The following is an 18549-nucleotide window of genomic DNA, read 5'->3' on the forward strand; positions in this document are numbered from 1 at the left end:
CGTTTCCTGGATCGCATAGGATTCGCAGAGATTCGCAGACAGGGAACCTAACCATGTCAGTCCATCAGTCCGCCATCCGTTGGCAGCGAAACCCACACGAAGCCGATGTCAGTACGTACTCGCGCAACCATCAGGTTACATTGAATGGTGGCCAGCAGGTCAATGCTTCCGCTTCGGTCGAATTCAAGGGTGATTCAAGCTGCACCGACCCGGAACAAATGTTGATCAGCGCGGTGTCCAGCTGTCATATGTTGTTTTTCCTGGCCATCGCCGATTTTCAGGGGTATCAGGTAGAATCCTATGAGGACGATCCGGTTGGCTATCTGGAGCGCAACGATAAAAAGGGGATGGAGGTGACGCGTATCGAATTGTCACCGCGCATCACCTTCGGCGGCGATAACATGCCTGACCAGAAAGCGATATCCAGAATCCACGCCGGCGCCCATCGTAACTGTTTTATCCGTAACTCGATCACCGCCGAAGTGACGATCAATCATAGTTAATCAGCCATTCCTGGCGGGAGTCATATATGAATAACAGCCAAGCTTCGGAAAGTATCCTGCTCAGAGAGGATAAGGACGGGGCTGTCTATCTCACGTTGAATCGGCCGGACAAGTTCAACACCCTTTCCGAGGCGATGCTGACCGCGTTGCAGGGGGAGTTGGACGCGATCGCCGTCGACCCTGCCGTTCGCTGTGTGGTGATCGGTGCCGAGGGACGGGGGTTTTGCGCCGGTCACGACCTGCGGGAGATGCGTGCCAACCCTGATCAATCCTATTACCAGGCGCTGTTTCGTCGCTGCAGCCGAGTGATGCAGAGTATCGTCGCGCTGCCGGTGCCGGTCATCGCCAACGTCCAGGGCATGGCCACGGCGGCGGGGTGCCAGCTGGTGGCCAGCTGCGACCTGGCCATCGCCGCCCGGTCGGCCAGCTTCGCGGTATCGGGCATCAACGTGGGCCTGTTCTGCTCGACCCCCGCCGTGGCGCTGTCACGCAACATAGCCCCCAAGCGGGCGTTCGACATGCTGGTATCAGGCCACTTCATCGATGCGGAGACGGCACTGGAGTGGGGGCTGTTGAGTGGCGTCACCGATGATGCCGACCTGGACGCTGCCGTTGACGACAAGGTGGCACAGATCCTGAGCAAGAGCCCTGCAGCGGTGCGCTTTGGAAAGTCCATGTTCCACCACCAGCGTCAGATGGCCCTGGAAGACGCCTACGACTTTGCCGGCGATGTGATGGCGGAGAACATGTTGAGCCCTGACGCAGGCGAGGGGATCGATGCCTTTCTCGCCAAGCGTAAACCCGTCTGGGAGCAGCCAGGCCGCTAGCGCCGCTGTATGCCAGAAAACCCTGATGCCGATCAGGCCGCGAATTCGAGAGTGGCATGGCCGGTGAAACGCCGTTTCATGAACCCTCCCTTACAATAACAGGGGTTACACCATGAGTGATATCTGCCAGTTCAATGATGCTCTCGAGAAAACGGCGGCGAATCATGTACCGCTGTCCCCCTTGAGCTTCATCAAGCGGGCTGCTGCCGTTTATCCTGACAGGACAGCGCTGATCTACAACGAGACGCGTTATAGCTGGCAGCAGACCTATGACCGCTGTTGTCGACTGGCATCCCTGTTGAAACAGTTCGGCATCGAAAGGGGCGATACGGTGGCCGTCATGTTGCCGAATGTCCCGGCCATGTATGAAGCCCACTTCGGGGTTCCCATGGTGGGCGCGGTGTTGAATGCGATCAACATTCGCCTGGATCCTGAGGCGGTGGCCTTTATCCTCGAACATAGCCGCTCGCGCCTGCTGCTCGTTGACCCCGAATACGTGGACGTGGTCGAGAAGGCCCTGGCCCGCCTGGAAGGGCCGGCGCCCAGGGTGATCAACGTGTCTGACCCGAGTCAAGGCGAAGAGCGCCTGATCGGCGACCTGGAGTACGAGGCGCTGCTGGCCGAGCAGCCGGCGCGGGACGACTGGCCGCTGCCGGACGACGAGTGGGATGCGATAGCCTTGGGGTACACCTCCGGTACCACCGGCAATCCCAAGGGGGTCGTCACCCATCATCGGGGCGCCTACCTGAATGCGGTCAGCAACGTGCTCTCCTGGACCCTGCCCTCCAGCGTGGTCTACCTGTGGACCCTGCCGATGTTTCACTGCAACGGTTGGTGCTTCCCTTGGACGCTGGCGGCGATCGGCGGGACCAGCGTCTGCCTGCGCCGGGTCGACCCTCAGGAGATCCTGCGCCTGATCAGGCAGCATCGGGTCAGCCACTACTGCGGTGCGCCCATCGTCCACTCGATGATCGCCGATGCTGCCGGTGCCGAGCAGGAAGCGATCGACCACAAGGTGTCGGGGCTGATCGCCGGTGCGGCACCGCCGGCGTCGGTGCTGGAGCGGATGGAGAAGCTCGGTGTCGAGCTCACCCACGTCTACGGGCTCACCGAGACCTATGGCCCCGCCTCGGTGTGCGCCAAGCAGGATGGCTGGGACCAGCGCCCCCTGGAGGAGCGGGTCCGGCTCAATGGACGTCAGGGGGTCACCTATCCCCTGCAGGAGGGTATCGCGGTACTCGACCCGGCCACGATGGAGCCGGTCCCCGCCGACGGCGAGACGGTGGGCGAGATCATGTTCCGGGGCAATATCGTCATGAAGGGGTATCTGCGTAACGAGGCCGCGACCAGCGAAGCCTTCGCCGGCGGCTGGTTTCACTCCGGTGACCTGGGTGTGGTGGAATCGGATGGCTACATCAAGATTCGCGACCGACTGAAGGACGTGATCATCTCGGGCGGGGAAAACATCTCCTCGATGGAGGTGGAGGAGATCATCCAGCGGCATGAAGAGGTCGAACTCGCGGCGGTCGTGGCGATGGCGGATGCCAAGTGGGGCGAAGTCCCCGCGGCCTTCGTCCAGTTGCGCCCCGGTAGCGTGCTCAGCGAAGACGCGTTGATCAGCTTCTGCAAGGAGAATATCAGTCGCTTCAAGGCTCCCAAGAAGTTGATCTTCGGGCCGTTGCCGACCACCCCCACGGGGAAAATCCAGAAGTTCCTGTTGCGCAAGCAGCTTGAGACCAGCCTTTCCGCCTGAGTCGCGGGACGGTACCTCCTCATCAACCGCCAGCAGAGAGACAACAAAATGAAGTTCGATGACGAGCCCGTTCCGGGCTACTCACTGCCGATCCTGCCCGGCCATGTCTCCCCCGGGCGACTGGAGCGGGTGCTGCGGGCGGGCAAGTTCGCCATCACCAGCGAGATCGACCCGCCGGACTCTGCCGACCCGGCAGAGGTACTCAAGCGGGCGGCAATCTTCGATGGCTATGTCGATGCCATCAACGCGACGGATGGCTCCGGCGCCAACTGCCATATGTCCAGCGTCGGGGTCTGCTCGCTGCTGACCCGGGTCGGCTATGCCACCATCCTGCAGATATCGTGCCGCGACCGTAACCGCATCGCCATGCAGGGCGAGATCCTCGGTGGGGCGGCCATGGGCGCCTGTAACCTGCTGTGTCTGACCGGTGACGGTGTACAGGCCGGTGACCATCCCCAGGCCAAGCCGGTATTCGATCTCGACTCCATGTCGCTGCTGCAGATCGCCCGCAACATGCGCGACGAGCACCGCTTCGAGAGCGGGCGGCGCATCGAGACGCCCCCACGGATCTTTCTCGGTGCGGCCGAGAATCCCTTCGTGCCACCACTGGACTGGCGACCGCATCGCCTGGCCAAGAAGGTGGCGGCCGGTGCCCAGTTCATCCAGACTCAGTACTGCTTCGATATCGAGCGGTTGCGCGACTTCATGCTCAAGGTGAACGACCTCGGTCTGCTGGAAGGTCCCGACCGCGTCTTCATCCTGCCCGGGATCGGACCCCTGGCTTCGGCACGCAGCGCCCGCTGGATCCGCGAAAATGTCCCCGGGGTGCATATCCCTGACGCGGTGATCACTCGGCTCGAGGGGGCCGAGAACCAGAAGGAGGAAGGCAAGCGACTTTGCATGGACCTGCTTCACGAGATCCGCGAGATTCCGGGAGTCAGCGGCGCGCACATCATGGCCTACCGCCAGGAGCACAGTGTGGCGGAGATCATCGAGACCACGGGGGTGCTCGACGGCCGCGTGCCCTGGTACCCGGGGCGCGATGACCCGAAAGCGCTCAACCCCGAATCCCCAGATGCCATGCTGCTCTAGCACGATGAACCTCGATACCGGTACCGGGACGGTGCCTGACTACCGCCTCTACTATTCGCCGGACAGCGCCAACCTGGCCGTGCGCATGGTGCTCGAGAGCGAAGGCATCCCTTATCGAGAGGTGCGGATCGACCGGGCCGCTGGTGGACTGGATGACCCGGCCTTCCGTCGGCTCAACCCCCAGGGCCTGTTGCCGGTACTGGTGGATGAGCGCCATGGAACGGCGCTCTTCGAGACCGGTGCCATTCTCTTGCACCTTGCCGAGCGCTGCCACGGCGCACGCTTTACAGAACCGGCAGGCCGCGGCCGCCTGCTGGCCTGGCTATTCTTTCTCTCCAACACCGTCCACGCTGAGCTTCGACTCTGCTTCTACACGCCACGCTATGCGCCTCGAGCGGAGGATGCCCAGCGGCTTCGCGATGCACTGCGGCCACGTATGGTGGCTCATCTCATGCAGTTGGAATCTCTCTCCGAACATGACCGGGAGCCCTGGCTGCTCGAGGAAGGGCCCAGCGTGCTCGATCCTTACCTGGCCTGTCTGGTGCGCTGGATGCAGCTCTACCCCGTCGATGACCCCTGTCGTGCGCTTCCCTGGGAGCGCTTGCCGAGACTGGTCGGCTTGCTGGAGGCGCTGGCCGAGCGGCCGGGCATACGTCGTGCGGCTTACGCCGAAGGCATCGTAGGGCGTCTGTTCATCGCGCCCGACTACCCGACCCTAGACCTGCGCGGCGTGACCGGCTAGTCCGGATGAGGACATATTGGCTTCATCCAACAACCATTCACGAAACTGTCCGGCGATGGGTCGCTCCAGGCCCTCGCCCGCGCTAACCACGTAGTAAGCCTGATCACAGTTCAGAGGATGGTCGGCCAACACCACCAGCTTTCCGGCGCACAGCTCCGCCTGGTGGAGATCCCGACTGCCGAGCAGGGCGCCCTGGCCGGCGAGGGCCGCCTCCAGCGCCAGCAGCCCATTGCCAAATCGCAGCTCCCGTAGCGTTCCGGTTTCACATCCCTGTTGCATGAACCATTCTTTCCAACCGTAGGGCTCGTTGATGCGGGTGAGGGTGCTGTCACACAACAACGGCAGTCCGCGCAGTGTGTCGACACCATCCACGGTGGCGGCCAGTTCCGGTGCACAGATTGGCACCAGATCCAGACTCATCAGCCGCTGGGGCTCCAGGTCCGCGTAGTTGCCGTAGCCAAGTCGCACGGAAACGTCGATGCCTGCGCGCTTGAGATCGGCCAGGCAGAAGACGCTATCACGGAGGCGATCCACCGTATGCAGGCTCGCCTGCAGCCGGACTTCGGCGTCCGGGCAACGGGCGTAGAAACGTTGCAGGCGTGGCACGATCCACTTGGTGGCAAACAGGGGTTCGGCACACACGGTGACGATCAGGCGCTCTTCGCCATAGGCGCGGATCTTGTCCACCGCACGACCCAGTGTATGAAACCCCTCATGCAGCTCCGGCAGGGCCACACGCGCGGCCGGGGTCAGGCTGACCCGACGGTGGTGGCGGACGAACAGATCGACGCCGAGATATTCCTCAAGCGACTTGATCTGGTGGCTGATCGCCGCCGGCGTGACATTGAGCTCCTTGGCGGCCGCGGCGAAACTCTTGGTTCGCGCGGCGACCTCGAAATAGGAGAGTGCGATCAGGGGTGGGAGTCGTAACATGACGAATTCTCACGAGAATGGCGGTGGGGCACTGCACGATCAAGTGTCCCGTTAAGGGTCACTATAATCGCTGCTGGTAGCTAATCAATCAGAAGGCCGCCAAGGTCAGCAAGGCCACCGCGACCCGTCATCTCGGACCTGCTGACCAAGGGCTGCCAGGAGCCTGTCGGACTTAACGCTGATCTGCTACGAAACCCGGGCTTTCGGCCAATTTCATTCGATCTGATTCGTTAAATAGCGCGCTATTCGCCTCATCAGATCGATCAACTTGTCTCGAAATCCGTGTTCCTCGCGACGATCGGTCAAATCCGACAGGCTCCTAGAGCCTGTCGGACTTAACGCTGATCTGCTACGAAACCCGGGCTTTCGGCCAATTTCATTCGATCTGATTCGTTAAATAGCGGGCTATTCGCCTTATCAGATCGATCAACTTGTCTCGAAATCCGTGCTTCTCGCGACGATCGGTCAAATCCGACAGACTCCTGGAGGAACTGCACGGGGGGCGCAGCACGCGCTACCGAGTGGTGGAGTCTGGCCCGCTGCCGCCGCGCGGCTGAGTATTTTCAACAACCACGACCCCAACCAGGCGACGGCGAGTCCCGACACGGCAAGAAGGAGGAGGTCCTTGGCTTTGCTTTCATCCCGGCGCCTCCATATCCTCGTGAATGCCACTCTCCCCGGAGCCCTGCGATGACCGATTCACTGCATCTGGCCTGCCCCCACTGTCTGGCCATCAACCGCGTGGCCGCGGCGCGTCTGGCCGACGCCTCGCGCTGCGGCAAGTGCAAGCAGCCACTGTTCACCGGCGCGCCACTGGAACTCACCACCGCCAACTACGCGGCCCTGATCGAGCGCAGCGAGCTGCCGGTGGTGGTGGACTTCTGGGCCGGCTGGTGCGGACCCTGCAAGATGATGGCGCCGCTCTTCGCCCAGGCCGCCGCCGAGCTGGAGCCGCGGATCCGCTTCGCCAAGCTCGACACCGAGGCGGAACCGACCCTGGCCGGGCGTTTCGGTATTCGCAGCATTCCCACGCTGATCGTCTTCCGCGAGGGACGTGAGATCGCCCGCCAGGCCGGGCTGATGCAAGGGGTGCAGCTAAGACGCTGGCTCGAGCCGTACCTGGTCTAAGGACCTGCCCCGAAAACGGGGCCCCTCTGCGATCGCCTTGCCGAGGCGATCGACGGCGGCGGCCAGCTTCCGCCCTCCACGCGACCCATGGCCTCAGGCATCGCTCGCGTTGCCGACCGTCTGGATGACCTCGAACCCTTCGAAGTTCGGCGGGCCCAGGTAGAGCCCCTCGCGGCGGCTCTGGCCGGCATTGGCGTGCGCCTTGCGGAACGCCTCGGAGTGCGTCCAGGCCTCGAAGTCCTCGCGCGAGCGCCAGACGGTGTGAGAGGCGTAGAGCACGTGGTCCTCCTTCTCGGGGCCGCGCAGCATGTGGAACTCGACGAACCCGGGCAGGCCCTGCAGGTGCGTCTCCCGCTCCAGCCAGATCTGCTCGAACTCTTCCACTCTTTCGGGATTGACCCGGAAACGGTTCATGGCGATGAACACGGTGCTCGCTCCTTGTCGTCAGGCGGGGAATGGTTTCCGGGTGACGATGACACCTTCACCGGTGGTGGGCAAGGCCACCGCAAGCCGCCGCGCTGCGCTCTGCCCCGCACTGGCAACAGGCCTGCAACGATCTGACGCATCAGAGCTCCAACAGGCCTGCGGCGAGCGCCTCGCCGAGGCGGTCGACGGCCAAGGCCAGCCTTTCGTCGATGACATGGAGAGTTTCCGTCCAGTCGTCGACGTGGCGCAGTTCCGCCTTGCCGTCCGAAATGCCGCGCAGCACGACCAGCGGCACCTCGAAGCGCATGCAGGCGCGCAGGCAGGCATAGCTTTCCATGTCCACCATGTCGGCGGCGATGGCGTCATAGGCCGGGCCCGAGACGATATTGGCGCCGGTCGAAAGCGTAGCCTCGCGAATGCCGGGAATGCGCAAGGGCAGCGGGACGGTCGCCGGCAGGTCGAGAAAGGGCGTGGCCCCCTTTTCGAAGCCCAACGGGGAGGCGTCCATGTCGCGGTAGGCGACGGAGGTCGCCTGATAGATCTCGGTCTGTTCGAGAATCCGGCTGCCGGCCGAGCCCAGCGACACCACGAGATGCGGCAGGCGCTCGCGCGCCTCGAGGGCGGCAAGGGCAGCGGTGAGCTCGACGGCCGCCTCGACGGGGCCGACGCCGGTCATGAACGGGGTAAAACGCCTCCTGAGGTGCGGGCCGTATTCGGCCTCGGCCGCCATCACGAAGAGGATGTCGCGGCCGCCCAGAGCCGTCAGCTGGGCCTCGCCGAATGCATCGGCTCGGGAGTCACGGTGAGGGGGCTTCTTCATCGACGCTGCCTGCCTTGCCAAGGGGTATTTCGTCCCAGTGTACCGCCTTGACGGGGAGTCCACCGGTCCTAGGCTGAAGGGAGGTTCCCACGCCGCCGCCAGGAGTACGCCAGGGCAGGGAGCCAGACACGCGTGGCAGCCACGGTAGGAGGTTCCCCATGCCTTCCAGAGCACGCTATTCCCTTGGCGGTTGGCTGGGTGCCATCCTGGGGCTTTGCCTGACGGCCCCCCTGGCCGTGGCCGAGGTTCGGGAAGCCGCCGGTGAGTGGCGCCGGATGGCACCGCTACCCGAGGCGCGCACCGAAGTCAGCGTGGCCACCGACGGCGAGCGCATCTTCCTCGCCGGCGGCTTCCTGCAGGCCGGCGAGCGCGACGCCACCGCGCCGCGCACGCTCTTCGTCTATGACCCCGGCGGCGACCGCTGGGAAGCCCTCACGGAGCTGCCGCGTGGCGTCAATCACGCCGGCTTCGAGTATCACGACGGCCGGCTCTACGTGATCGCCGGTTTCGATGAAGCCAGCTTCACCCCCACCGACGCTTTCCACATCTACGACATCGACGCGGATAAATGGCGCCAGGGCCCGGTGGTCCCCACCCCGCGGGGCGCCTTGGCCACGGCCGTGCTCGACGGGCGCATCCACGCCATCGGCGGCACCACCCACGGCCGGGAGAATGTCAGCGTCCACGAGGTCTACGACCCGCAACGCGACGCGTGGAGCCAGCTCGCGGCCATGCCCACCCCGCGCAACCATCACCGTGCCGCCGCGATCGACGGTCGCATCGTCGTGCTCGCCGGCCGTGACGCCACCACCTTCCGCCTGACCACCAACGAGATCTATCACCCCGACGACGATCGTTGGGAGGAGGGCGCCCCGGTGCCCACCGGGCGCAGCGGGGTCGCCGTGACGGCGCTCGACGCCTGGGTCTACTTGTTCGGCGGCGAGACCTTCACGCCCGAGCGACGCACCTTCGACGAGGCCGAACGCTACCACCTGGAGGAGGATCGCTGGGAGCGCCTGCCGCCCATGCCCACAGCCCGCCACGGCTTGGATGCGGCGGCGGTGGAGGGAGCCATCTACGTCATCGCCGGCGGCCCGGAGGCCGGCTTCGCCTTCTCCGACCTCAACGAGCGGCTGACGCCCGAGGAGTGATCCTCGCGAGGTTCGTCTGAAAGGTGACACACCGCGGCTGGGCAAGAGCGACATGGCGCTGGAAACGTTGGGCTGACACGAGCCGCTGCCCTTTCGATGCGGCGTGAGGCGTTGCGTGTCAGAGTCTCGTTTCAAGCGCGAGTGGCGTTTCGCTATCGATGACATGGTCGGCTGCGCCGAGGAGTGCCAAATATCTTCCTGGCGAGACGGCGACCGCCGCTACAGCACGCCCTGGGCTCTGGATTTTGGTGGCCGGAAGCAATGACCTCATACTCAGTCATGGATCTGCTCGGCTTCTCCAACAACCCAGGCTCGAAAGATCTCGGCATGGGGGTGCAGATACTGGTGCTCGGGATAGGTCAGGAAAAAGGCTTCCTGCGTCTCGACTCGATGGGAAAAGGGCGCCATCAGACGCCCGCTGGCAAGCATGTCCGATACCAGGGAGGTTCGTCCCAGTGCGATGCCATGTCCCAGCGCCGCCATTTCCAGCGCCGAAATCAGGGTATCGAACTGCAGGCCCGGCGACGTTTCGAGATGGGCCAAACCGGTTTGGCCCAGCCAGTAGCTCCAGCCTTCCTTGTAACCTATCACATGGAGCAGCGTCTGATCGGACAGCTCCTCGGGTGATGCCGGCGGCCGGCGCCCCCCGACAAGTGTCGGGCTGCAGACGGGTACCAGCTTGTCCCGGGTCAGGCGCTCCGCCGTCAGGCCCGGCCAGGTGCCCAGCCCGTAACGGATCTCGAGATCGGCATCCCATTTGCGTTCGTCGACCCAGATATTGCTGGTAAAGTGCAGCCCCACTTCGGGGTGCAGGGCACGGAACCTCTCCAGGCGAGGTGCCAGCCAATGAGTGAAAAATACCAGGTTGACCTTGATGGTCAGCGCCTTGACGAATCCCTGGCCGAAGAGCTCATCGGTCACCGCCGCCAGATTTGCGATGGCATCGCGCACCGGCGGCAGGTAGGCCTGACCGGCATCGGTCAGTTCAAGCCCTCGCGGCAGGCGTTTGAAAAGCGGGGTGCCCAACTGGGCTTCCAGCCCCTTGACCTGCTGGCTGATCGCGGCTTGCGTCAGATTGAGCTCGGCCGCGGCCTGGGTGAAATTGAGATGACGGGCGGAGGCTTCGAATGACCTCAGCCAGTTAAGGGGGGGCAATCGCTTCTTGTTCATGGGCGCGGCATTGCTCCGACGTACAGTTGCAGCGAGTGTCACCGATCGACGCCCCGCACACCAGCAGGCATTCATCAGGCAAACGCGAACGGGAGCCGGTGCTTACGGCGGCAGGCGTCCTTCTCCTGGACGGACGCCTGCCTGGACAGGAGGTGTTATTTCATCGTCGGCATCGAAAACTCGACGCCTTCCCGTACCCCGGCACTCGGCCAGCGCTGGGTGATGGTCTTGCGCCTGGTATAGAAACGTACCGCATCCGGCCCGTAGGCGTGCAGGTCGCCGAACAGCGAACGCTTCCAGCCGCCGAAGCTGTGGTAGGCCACCGGCACCGGCAGCGGTACGTTGATTCCGACCATGCCGACCCGGATATGGTCGCTGAAATACCGCGCCGCCTCGCCATCCCGGGTAAAGATGCAGGTCCCGTTGCCATACTCGTGGGCGTCGATCAGCTCCATCGCCTGCTGCATGCTATGGACACGGACCACCTGCAGCACCGGACCGAAGATCTCCTCCTGGTAGCTGAGCATATCCGCAGTGACATGATCGATCAGGGTACCCCCGACGAAGAAGCCACTTTCGTAGCCGGGCACCTCGACCGTTCGACCGTCGACCACGACCTGGGCACCCTGCGCCTCGGCACTGTCGATGTAGCCGATCACCTTCTGCTGGTGCTGGCGGGTGATCAGCGGCCCGAAGTCGTTGCTGCCGTCGCTACAGACGCCCACCTTGAGGCCGGCCATGGCGTCACGCATCTTGCCGACCAGCGCATCGGCGGCGGCATCGCCCACCGCGACGGCCACCGACAGCGCCATGCAGCGTTCACCGGACGAGCCGAAGGCGGCGCCGAGCAACTGGTTGACGGCATTGTCCATGTCGGCGTCGGGCATCACGATGGCGTGGTTCTTGGCCCCGCCGAGGGCCTGACAGCGCTTGCCATTGGCGGTAGCGGTCGAGTAGATGTACTCGGCGATCGGCGTCGAGCCGACGAAGCTGACGGCCTGGATACGCTCATCGTGCAGCAGGGTATCGACCGCCTCCTTGTCACCGTTGACCACGTTCATGACGCCATCCGGCAGGCCCGCCTCCTGCAGAAGCTGGGCGATAAAGAGCGTCGACGTCGGGTCGCGCTCCGATGGCTTGAGTACGAAGCAGTTGCCGCATACCAGCGCCATCGGGAACATCCACAGCGGCACCATCGCCGGGAAGTTGAACGGCGTGATGCCGGCCACCACACCCAGCGGCTGGAACTCGCTCCAGGCATCGATGCCGGGCCCGACGTTCCGGCTGTGCTCACCCTTGAGCAGCTCCGGTGCGCCACAGGCATACTCGACGTTTTCGATGCCGCGCTGCAGCTCGCCGAGCGCATCGTGAACGATCTTGCCGTGCTCCTCGCCGATCAGGGCGGCGATCTTGTCGGCATTGCTCTCGAGCAACTCCTTGAAGCGGAACATGATGCGTGCCCGCTTGATCGGCGGCGTGTCGCGCCAGGCCGGAAAGGCCTCGTGGGCCGCCGCGATCGCCTGCTCGACCGTGTCCCGCGATGCCAGTGCCAGCCGTTTGCTGATCGCGCCTGTGGCGGGATTGAAGATGTCCTGATGGCGCTCGCCGGCCGTCACTATCTCGCCATTGATCAGATGTCCCAGTGTCTGCATCGTTGTGCTCCTTGAGGTTGGTTCGGCTCGCCTGTCGGCGCTCCGCAGTGGGTTCGAGTTACCGACGGATTCGCTGCTTCCCTCACCAGAGCCGCCGATACAGCTCGATGATTTCGTCCGCCTCAGGCACACGCGGATTGTTGCCCGGCGAGCCCGAAGCCAGCGCCTGTTCCGCCATCAGCGGCAGCAGTTCGAAGAAGCGCTGGCGCTCGATACCGAACATCTCGAGGCTGGGCACCTGCAATTCGTCGTTGAGCGCCTCGAGTTCCGCAATCAGTTTGCGGTTGGCCGTGTCGGTAGCGTCCCGTTCATTGGCGAGGCCCATGGCCCGGGCGCAGTCGGCATAGCGCTCGGGTGCCGCCGGTATCGACCAGGCGGTCACGGCCGGCAGCAGCATGGCATTGGACAGGCCGTGCGGGACATGGAAGAAGGCGCCGATCGGGCGACTCATGCCATGCACCAGCGCCACCGACGCGCTGGAAAAGGCCACGCCGGCCAGGGTCGAGCCGAGCATCATGGCCTTGCGGGCCTCTTCGTCGGCGCCGTCGTGATAGGCCCGGCGCAGATTCGGCGCGATCAAGCGCATGGCGGCCAACGCCTGTGCGTCGCTGTACGGGTTGGCCTTTTGGCTGACATAAGCCTCGATCGCATGGGTCAACGCATCGATACCGGTGTCGGCGGTAATGCGCGGCGGCAGGCTCAGGGTCAGCTCGTAGTCGACCAGCGCCGCCAACGGCATGAAGCCGATGCCCACACAGAGCATTTTCTCGTCGCAGGCTTCATCGGTAATGATGGTGAAGCGGGTCACTTCGGAGCCGGTGCCGGCCGTGGTCGGCACGGCGATCACCGGCAGTCCGCCCTCCAGCACGATGCGGGGGAACTTGTAGTCGCGCATCTGGCCGCCGTGCTTGGCGAGTACCGCAATCGCCTTGGCGCTGTCGATGGGACTACCGCCACCCAGGGCGATGATGCAGTCGTAGTCGCCCGCACGAGCCTGCTCGACACCGGCCTGAATCGAGCCGACGGTCGGCTCCGGTACGGTGGCGTCGAAAACGTCGGGGAAGACCCTATGCTGCTGCAGGTGCTGCTGAATCCGCGCGGCATGGCCCAGTTCCACCATCACCTTGTCGGTGACGATCAAGGGGCGTTTGCAGCCCAGGCTGGCCAGTACGTTGGGGATTTCCTGACTGGCACCAGCGCCCACCTGCATCACGCGGGGCAGAACGATCTGTGTCGACATAATGACTCCGGAATTTCTGGTTGTGGACGCCGCGGCATGCCCCTTGACGAGGCAGCGCGGCCTCCCGTTAGTGGGATGGTTTCGCGGGAATCTCGGGCACCGGAGCCTGCTCGATCGAGTCGCCACCCGCTATGGCCCCACGGTGCTCGACCGATGCCGCTGACATCTCGGCACTCAGCGATTTCAACAGGCCGTATATCGCCAGTATCAAGACGATCGAGAAGGGCAGCGCGGCGACGATCGAGGCGGTCTGCAGCGCCTTGAGGCCGCCGGCGAACAGCAGTACCGCGGCGACGGCACCGATGGCCATGCCCCAGAACACGCGATAGCGGGCAGGCGGATGCTCATTGCCCATGCACACCAGGGTGCAGATCACGAGGGTTGCCGAGTCGGCCGAGGTGACGAAGTAGGTGACCAGCATGATGGTGCAGATCGCCGCCATCAGCAGGGTCACAGCGTGTCCCACGTTCATCAGCTCGAGTGTCTTGAACAGCGACATCGTGACATCCTCATTGACGGCGGCGATCAGCCCCCCATTGCCGAACAGCTCGATATACATGGCGGTATTGCCGAAAATCGTGATCCAGAATGTCGCCAGCAGCGTCGGGGCGATCAGTACGCCCAACACGAACTCCCGCAGCGTCCGCCCCTTGGAGATGCGGGCAATGAAAACGCCGCAGAACGGTGCCCAGGCGACCCACCATCCCCAGTAGAAGATCGTCCACCAGCCCTGCCATTGTCCCTGCGGTTCCGGATCCACCCAGAGGCCCAGCTGCACCGCATGCACCAGGTAATCACCCAGGTTGGTGACGAAGGCACCCAAGAGGTAGGCCGTGGGGCCGAAGACGATGAACAGTCCCAGAATCAGGATGGTCAGGTGCATGTTCCATTCGCTGAGGATACGAATGCCGCGATTGACGCCGGACAGCACCGATGCGGTGGCAATCACCGAGATCACGACAATCAATAACACCTGATGGGTCGTGGAGACCTCGAAACCGAGCAGATACGCCAGCCCCGCATTCATCTGCTGAGCGCCGAGACCCAGCGAGGTGGCAATGCCAAATACCGTGCCGAACACCGCCAGCAGGTCGGCGGCATGGCCGATGGGGCCATAGATGCGGTCGCCGAAGATGGGATAGAGGCTCGAGCGTATCGACAGCGGCAACCCCTTGCGATAGGCGAAGTAGGCCAAGGCCAGGCCTGCCAGGGCGAAGACTCCCCAGCCATGCAGTCCCCAATGGAAGATGGCCACCCGCATCGCGACCTGGGCCGCCTCGACGCTGCCCTTCTGCTCCTCGCCGATGAAGGGTGTCCCCTGCAGGTGATAGATCGGCTCGGCAATACTCCAGAACAGGATACCGATGCCGATACCGGCGCCGAACAGCATCGAAAACCAGGAGAAATTACTGAACTCCGGGCGGTCACTGTCCTTGCCCAGGCGGATATTGCCGTAGCGGCTGAAACTCAGCCAGATCACCAGTAACAGACAGAAGCTCACCAGGCCGATGTAGTACCAGCTCAGGCTGCTTGCGATATAGGTTTTCGCCGCTTCATACAGGGAGTTCGCATACTCGGTATTCAGGATGGTGAAGAGTACGAAGGCCGTCACCAGCAGGCCCGAGCCTAGCACCATCATTGGATTGCCTGCGACAGCCGCATCGCTTCGGCGGATTGCCTTGGGCGTCGACAGGTTCGGATTGTTGTCAGGCACCTGCCTGGTCTTGTGGTTATTATCCATCGTGAAGTCCGTTGTTATACTTGCTCAAGAAAGGATCGGGATGTGTTTGTGTATGGCATCCTGGGCAGGATGCTCTGTCGAACGACCGTCACCACCGGCAAGGATTGGATTCTCGTGACGAAAGCGCAGCTTGGGAAGCAATAAAAAAAAGGCCTTAGACCCGAATTTATTTATGCCTGGCCTCCCGCGTCGATCCACCGCCGCCTCGCATGCCAGGCTTGGCGTGGTCTTATGCATCGACGCGTGATTGAGCGGCGCACCCGCTCGGTTCGCCATAAGAAAAATGGGGTCTCAGGGCGATTTTTTATTGCTGGTGCCGTCTGGTCGGCGCTCTTAGTATCGCCCCGAGTCTCATGACAGAGCTCGGCGATAACCTCGAGTTACTAAATCCCAGAGTCATGGCGCACATACCGTTTCGTTCAAGGCGGCGCCTTGATTACTGTCATGCAAAACGGTTTTCAAAGCCTTGGGTCGCAGCTAACTGCGTCGACAGCGAGAAGGAAAAATTGAAATGCAGAACAACAGTCAATTGCCTTTGACAGGTATCCGTGTCGTTGACCTCGGCCAGCAAATTGCAGGGCCGGCGGTTGCCATGGTGCTGGCGGATCTCGGCGCGACGGTCGTCCATATCGATCCGCCGGCTGGCCCGCAGTGGGATCACCCGGCCAACGCCATTCTGCATCGCAACAAGAGCTGCCTGAGGCTGGACCTCAAGACGGACGCCGGCCTGCAACAGGCGCTGGAGCTGATCGATCAGGCCGACGTGGTCATCGAGAGCTTCCGTCCGGGCGTGATGCAGCGCTTGGGTCTCGACTTTGTCCGGCTGCGCGAGACGCGCCCGGAGCTGATCACCCTGTCGGTGCCAGGTTTCGCCAGCAACGACGAGCTGCGGCGTGAATGGAAGGCGACCGAGGCCGTCGTCGCCGCGACGTCGGGCGCCTTTACGGACATGGGCTTCAACAGAGTGCTGATGGGGCTCAACCCCAGTTTCTCGCCGCTCCCCCTGGGCTCCTCCTATGCCGTCTCGCTCGCCGCCAGTGCCGTGGTCATGGCGCTCCTGGCGCGGGAGAAGAGTGGTCGCGGCGACAACATCGAAGTGCCCGTCGCCGCCGCCTTGATGGAGGGCCTGTCCTACAACTCCATCGTCATTGCTGGCCTGCCGGAGCGCTACAAGACCATGCGCGAGCAGGAGATCGAATACCGACGGGCGAACCATATCGAGATGGACCTCAGCTACGAAGCGCTGCAGGAGTATCTCGATCCCTTCTATCGCACCTACGAGTGCGCGGACGGCCGCATGTTCTACGTCGTCTGCCCGTCGCACCGCAACCATGCCAAACGCTGCCTGCAGGTGCTGGGCATCTACGACGAGCTGCTGGCCGAGGGCCTGCCCGAGGTCAAGGACCTGCACCTCCCGATCAGCGAGTGGGATGGCGAAACCTCGATCGGTGTCTACCCGCTGCCGAAGAAGTGGGCCGATATCATCTCGGCCAAGATGAAAAAGGCCTTCCTGACCCGGACCTCCGAGGAATGGGGGCGCATCTTCGGCGAAGGCCAGATTCCCGGCGCACCGCATCGCACGACCCAGGAGTGGGTCAACAGCGAGCACACCCATGCCGCCGGCCTGATCATCGAAGTCGACGACCCCGAATATGGCGTGATGCAGCAACCGGGGCCACTCGCCTGGCTCGAGGGTCTGGCAGAGCCCATGCTGCGCCCGCGTCCGCGCCGCAACGTCGGCTTCGACGAGGCGCTGTCGCTCCTGCAGGCACCGGCGGCGCACCCCGATTATGCCGCGCTGCGGGACAAGGCGCCCGCCGCCAAGGCCGGCTGGCTCGACGGCCTGCGCGTGCTCGACCTGACCAACGTGATCGCTGGTCCCCATTCCGGCGCCTTCCTGACCCGCTTCGGCGCCCAGGTCACCAAGCTGGATCCGGTGACGCCGCTGTACGATCCGCTGATCGGTACCCTCTTCACCTTCCAGTGCGGCATGGGCAAGCAGAGCGCCCTGGTCGATATCACGACCGATGAGGGACGGGAGGTGTTCAACCGTCTGGTGCGTTCCGTCGATCTGGTGCTGATAAACGCCCCCGAACGTCAGATGAAGCCCCTGGGCCTCGACCATGATAGTCTGCAGGCCATCAACCCGGGTGTGCTGTTCTGCCGCCTGGACTGTCTGGGCGGTCCACGTATCGGGCCGAAGAGCAACTACATCGGCTACGACGATATCGTCCAGGCCAATAGTGGCATCATGAGCCGTTTCGGCGGGCCCGCCACGCCGGAGGAGCACGCCCACCTGGGCACCCTGGACGTCAACTGTGGCTTCGCCGCCGGTCTCGGCATGGCGGTCGCCCTCTATCACAAGCTGAAGACCGGTGAGGTGACCCGGGCCCGTACCTCACTGTCCGCCGTTACCAACTTCGCCCAGTTGCCGTTCGCCTTCGACTACGAGGGGCGTGCGCCCTTCGACGAAGCCTCCGGCCGTGGGGCATTGGGCAACCACGCGCTGTCGCACTTCTACCGGACCGAGGACGGCTGGATCTTCCTCGATGCCAGCCCGGCCGAACTCGACCAGCTGGAAGCGATCGAGGGGCTGTACGGTATCCGCCAGGTACAGGACACCGTAGCCTTCCTTCGCGAGGCCTTTGCAAAGGCCCCCTCGGCCTACTGGATCGAAGTGCTGCACGAGGCAGACATCGCCGCTGCCGAGCCACTGTCCATCGAGACGCTGCGCGAGCTGTATAGCCGGGAAGCCGACGGCACAGTGGGGATCGACGGGGGCAGCTATGCCTTCTCGATCTACCGCGATCACCCCAGCGGCCACTGCATCACACAGATCGACCACTATGCGATCCGCCCCCGGGAAGCCACCGTCAAGGCGGTCAGCCCGACGGAGCGCTTCGGGTACTCGACGCGCCGGATACTGAGTCAGGTCGGATACGACGAGTCGCAAATCGACTCGATGATCAAACGCGGTGTCGCCGGCCTGGGCTGGGGCAAGGAGTTCCTGCCCAGTTGAACCGTCCCCAAGAAAAGGACACCCACTTTCTTGCTGATCATATCGGCTACTGGGCGACCCCTTGTGGGACTAGCCGGCCAACCGATCATCGGCAGGGGTCAAGACACTGGATGTCCTTTATTGCTTCCGGTCGCTCCCTGTAGGCAGGCAGTCAGGCAGGCGAGCGCGACGCCACGGCGCCGCGCTCGCTCTTCGTCTATGACCCTGGCGACGACCGCTGGGAAGCCTTCACTGAGCTGCCACTTGGCGTCAACCACGCCGGCTTCGAGTATCACGATGGCCGGCCCTACGTCATCGCCGGCGGCCCGGAGGCCGGCTTCGCCTTCTCCGACCTCAACGAGCGGCTGATTCC

15 protein-coding genes are annotated in these 18549 nt (G+C 63.6%); 8 read left to right on the top strand and 7 right to left on the bottom strand.

Annotated features, from left to right (window positions below; genetic code table 11):
* Positions 1–53 precede the first annotated feature (53 nt).
* The 5 genes from AC5W54_RS12970 (at position 54) to AC5W54_RS12990 (ending at position 4917) form a co-directional block, all read left to right on the top strand.
* Entirely contained in the window at positions 54–503 is a 450-nt protein-coding gene (locus AC5W54_RS12970) for an OsmC family protein (protein ID WP_495962512.1), read from the top strand.
* A 26-nt stretch (positions 504–529) separates the two neighbouring features.
* Positions 530–1330 carry an enoyl-CoA hydratase gene (locus AC5W54_RS12975; RefSeq protein ID WP_495962513.1) on the top strand — a complete coding sequence of 267 codons (801 nt, stop codon included), beginning with the start codon at positions 530–532 and terminating at the stop codon, positions 1328–1330.
* Between the two features lie 112 nt (positions 1331–1442).
* On the top strand, positions 1443–3083 hold the full coding sequence (locus AC5W54_RS12980) for an acyl-CoA synthetase (protein ID WP_495962514.1): 1641 nt from the start codon (positions 1443–1445) through the stop codon (positions 3081–3083).
* Between the two features lie 48 nt (positions 3084–3131).
* Positions 3132–4175 carry a methylenetetrahydrofolate reductase gene (locus AC5W54_RS12985; RefSeq protein WP_495962515.1) on the top strand — a complete coding sequence of 348 codons (1044 nt, stop codon included), beginning with the start codon at positions 3132–3134 and terminating at the stop codon, positions 4173–4175.
* A 4-nt stretch (positions 4176–4179) separates the two neighbouring features.
* Entirely contained in the window at positions 4180–4917 is a 738-nt protein-coding gene (locus tag AC5W54_RS12990) for a glutathione S-transferase family protein (RefSeq protein WP_495962516.1), read from the top strand.
* On the opposite strand, the gene AC5W54_RS12995 is transcribed toward AC5W54_RS12990, so the two are convergent.
* Complete coding sequence (locus AC5W54_RS12995) at positions 4891–5850, bottom strand: LysR family transcriptional regulator (RefSeq protein ID WP_495962517.1); 960 nt, start codon at positions 5848–5850, stop codon at positions 4891–4893. The two genes, AC5W54_RS12990 and AC5W54_RS12995, sit on opposite strands and share 27 nt — an antisense overlap.
* Positions 5851–6540: 690 nt before the next feature.
* On the opposite strand from AC5W54_RS12995, the gene trxC reads away from it, so the two are divergent.
* Positions 6541–6978, top strand: a complete 438-nt coding sequence (gene trxC / locus AC5W54_RS13000) for a thioredoxin TrxC (protein WP_495962518.1) — start codon at positions 6541–6543, stop codon at positions 6976–6978.
* Between the two features lie 93 nt (positions 6979–7071).
* Here the strand turns inward: trxC and hmuQ are convergent, their stop codons facing one another.
* Both hmuQ and AC5W54_RS13010 read right to left on the bottom strand, forming a co-directional pair.
* Positions 7072–7404 carry a heme-degrading protein HmuQ gene (gene hmuQ / locus AC5W54_RS13005; RefSeq protein ID WP_282737328.1) on the bottom strand — a complete coding sequence of 111 codons (333 nt, stop codon included), beginning with the start codon at positions 7402–7404 and terminating at the stop codon, positions 7072–7074.
* A 139-nt stretch (positions 7405–7543) separates the two neighbouring features.
* Positions 7544–8224, bottom strand: coding sequence for a 5'-methylthioadenosine/S-adenosylhomocysteine nucleosidase (locus AC5W54_RS13010; RefSeq protein WP_495962519.1), 681 nt, complete (start codon positions 8222–8224; stop codon positions 7544–7546).
* 158 nt (positions 8225–8382) lie between these two features.
* Here AC5W54_RS13010 and AC5W54_RS13015 point away from each other — a divergent pair, with 158 nt between their 5' ends.
* Positions 8383–9375 carry a Kelch repeat-containing protein gene (locus AC5W54_RS13015; protein ID WP_495962520.1) on the top strand — a complete coding sequence of 331 codons (993 nt, stop codon included), beginning with the start codon at positions 8383–8385 and terminating at the stop codon, positions 9373–9375.
* Positions 9376–9648: 273 nt separating this feature from the next.
* Here the strand turns inward: AC5W54_RS13015 and gcvA are convergent, their stop codons facing one another.
* From gcvA to AC5W54_RS13035, 4 genes are all read right to left on the bottom strand, one after another.
* Complete coding sequence (gcvA, locus tag AC5W54_RS13020) at positions 9649–10545, bottom strand: transcriptional regulator GcvA (RefSeq protein ID WP_495962521.1); 897 nt, start codon at positions 10543–10545, stop codon at positions 9649–9651.
* A gap of 155 nt (positions 10546–10700) precedes the next feature.
* Entirely contained in the window at positions 10701–12197 is a 1497-nt protein-coding gene (locus tag AC5W54_RS13025; protein WP_495962522.1) for a CoA-acylating methylmalonate-semialdehyde dehydrogenase, read from the bottom strand.
* Positions 12198–12279: 82 nt separating this feature from the next.
* Positions 12280–13437, bottom strand: coding sequence for an iron-containing alcohol dehydrogenase (locus AC5W54_RS13030; RefSeq protein ID WP_495962523.1), 1158 nt, complete (start codon positions 13435–13437; stop codon positions 12280–12282).
* Positions 13438–13504: 67 nt separating this feature from the next.
* Entirely contained in the window at positions 13505–15076 is a 1572-nt protein-coding gene (locus AC5W54_RS13035) for a BCCT family transporter (protein WP_495962524.1), read from the bottom strand.
* Between the two features lie 613 nt (positions 15077–15689).
* On the opposite strand from AC5W54_RS13035, the gene AC5W54_RS13040 reads away from it, so the two are divergent.
* On the top strand, positions 15690–18197 hold the full coding sequence (locus AC5W54_RS13040; protein WP_495962525.1) for a CoA transferase: 2508 nt from the start codon (positions 15690–15692) through the stop codon (positions 18195–18197).
* Positions 18198–18549 lie beyond the last annotated feature (352 nt).

The organism is Halomonas sp. LMYGS-3, from assembly GCF_059509875.1.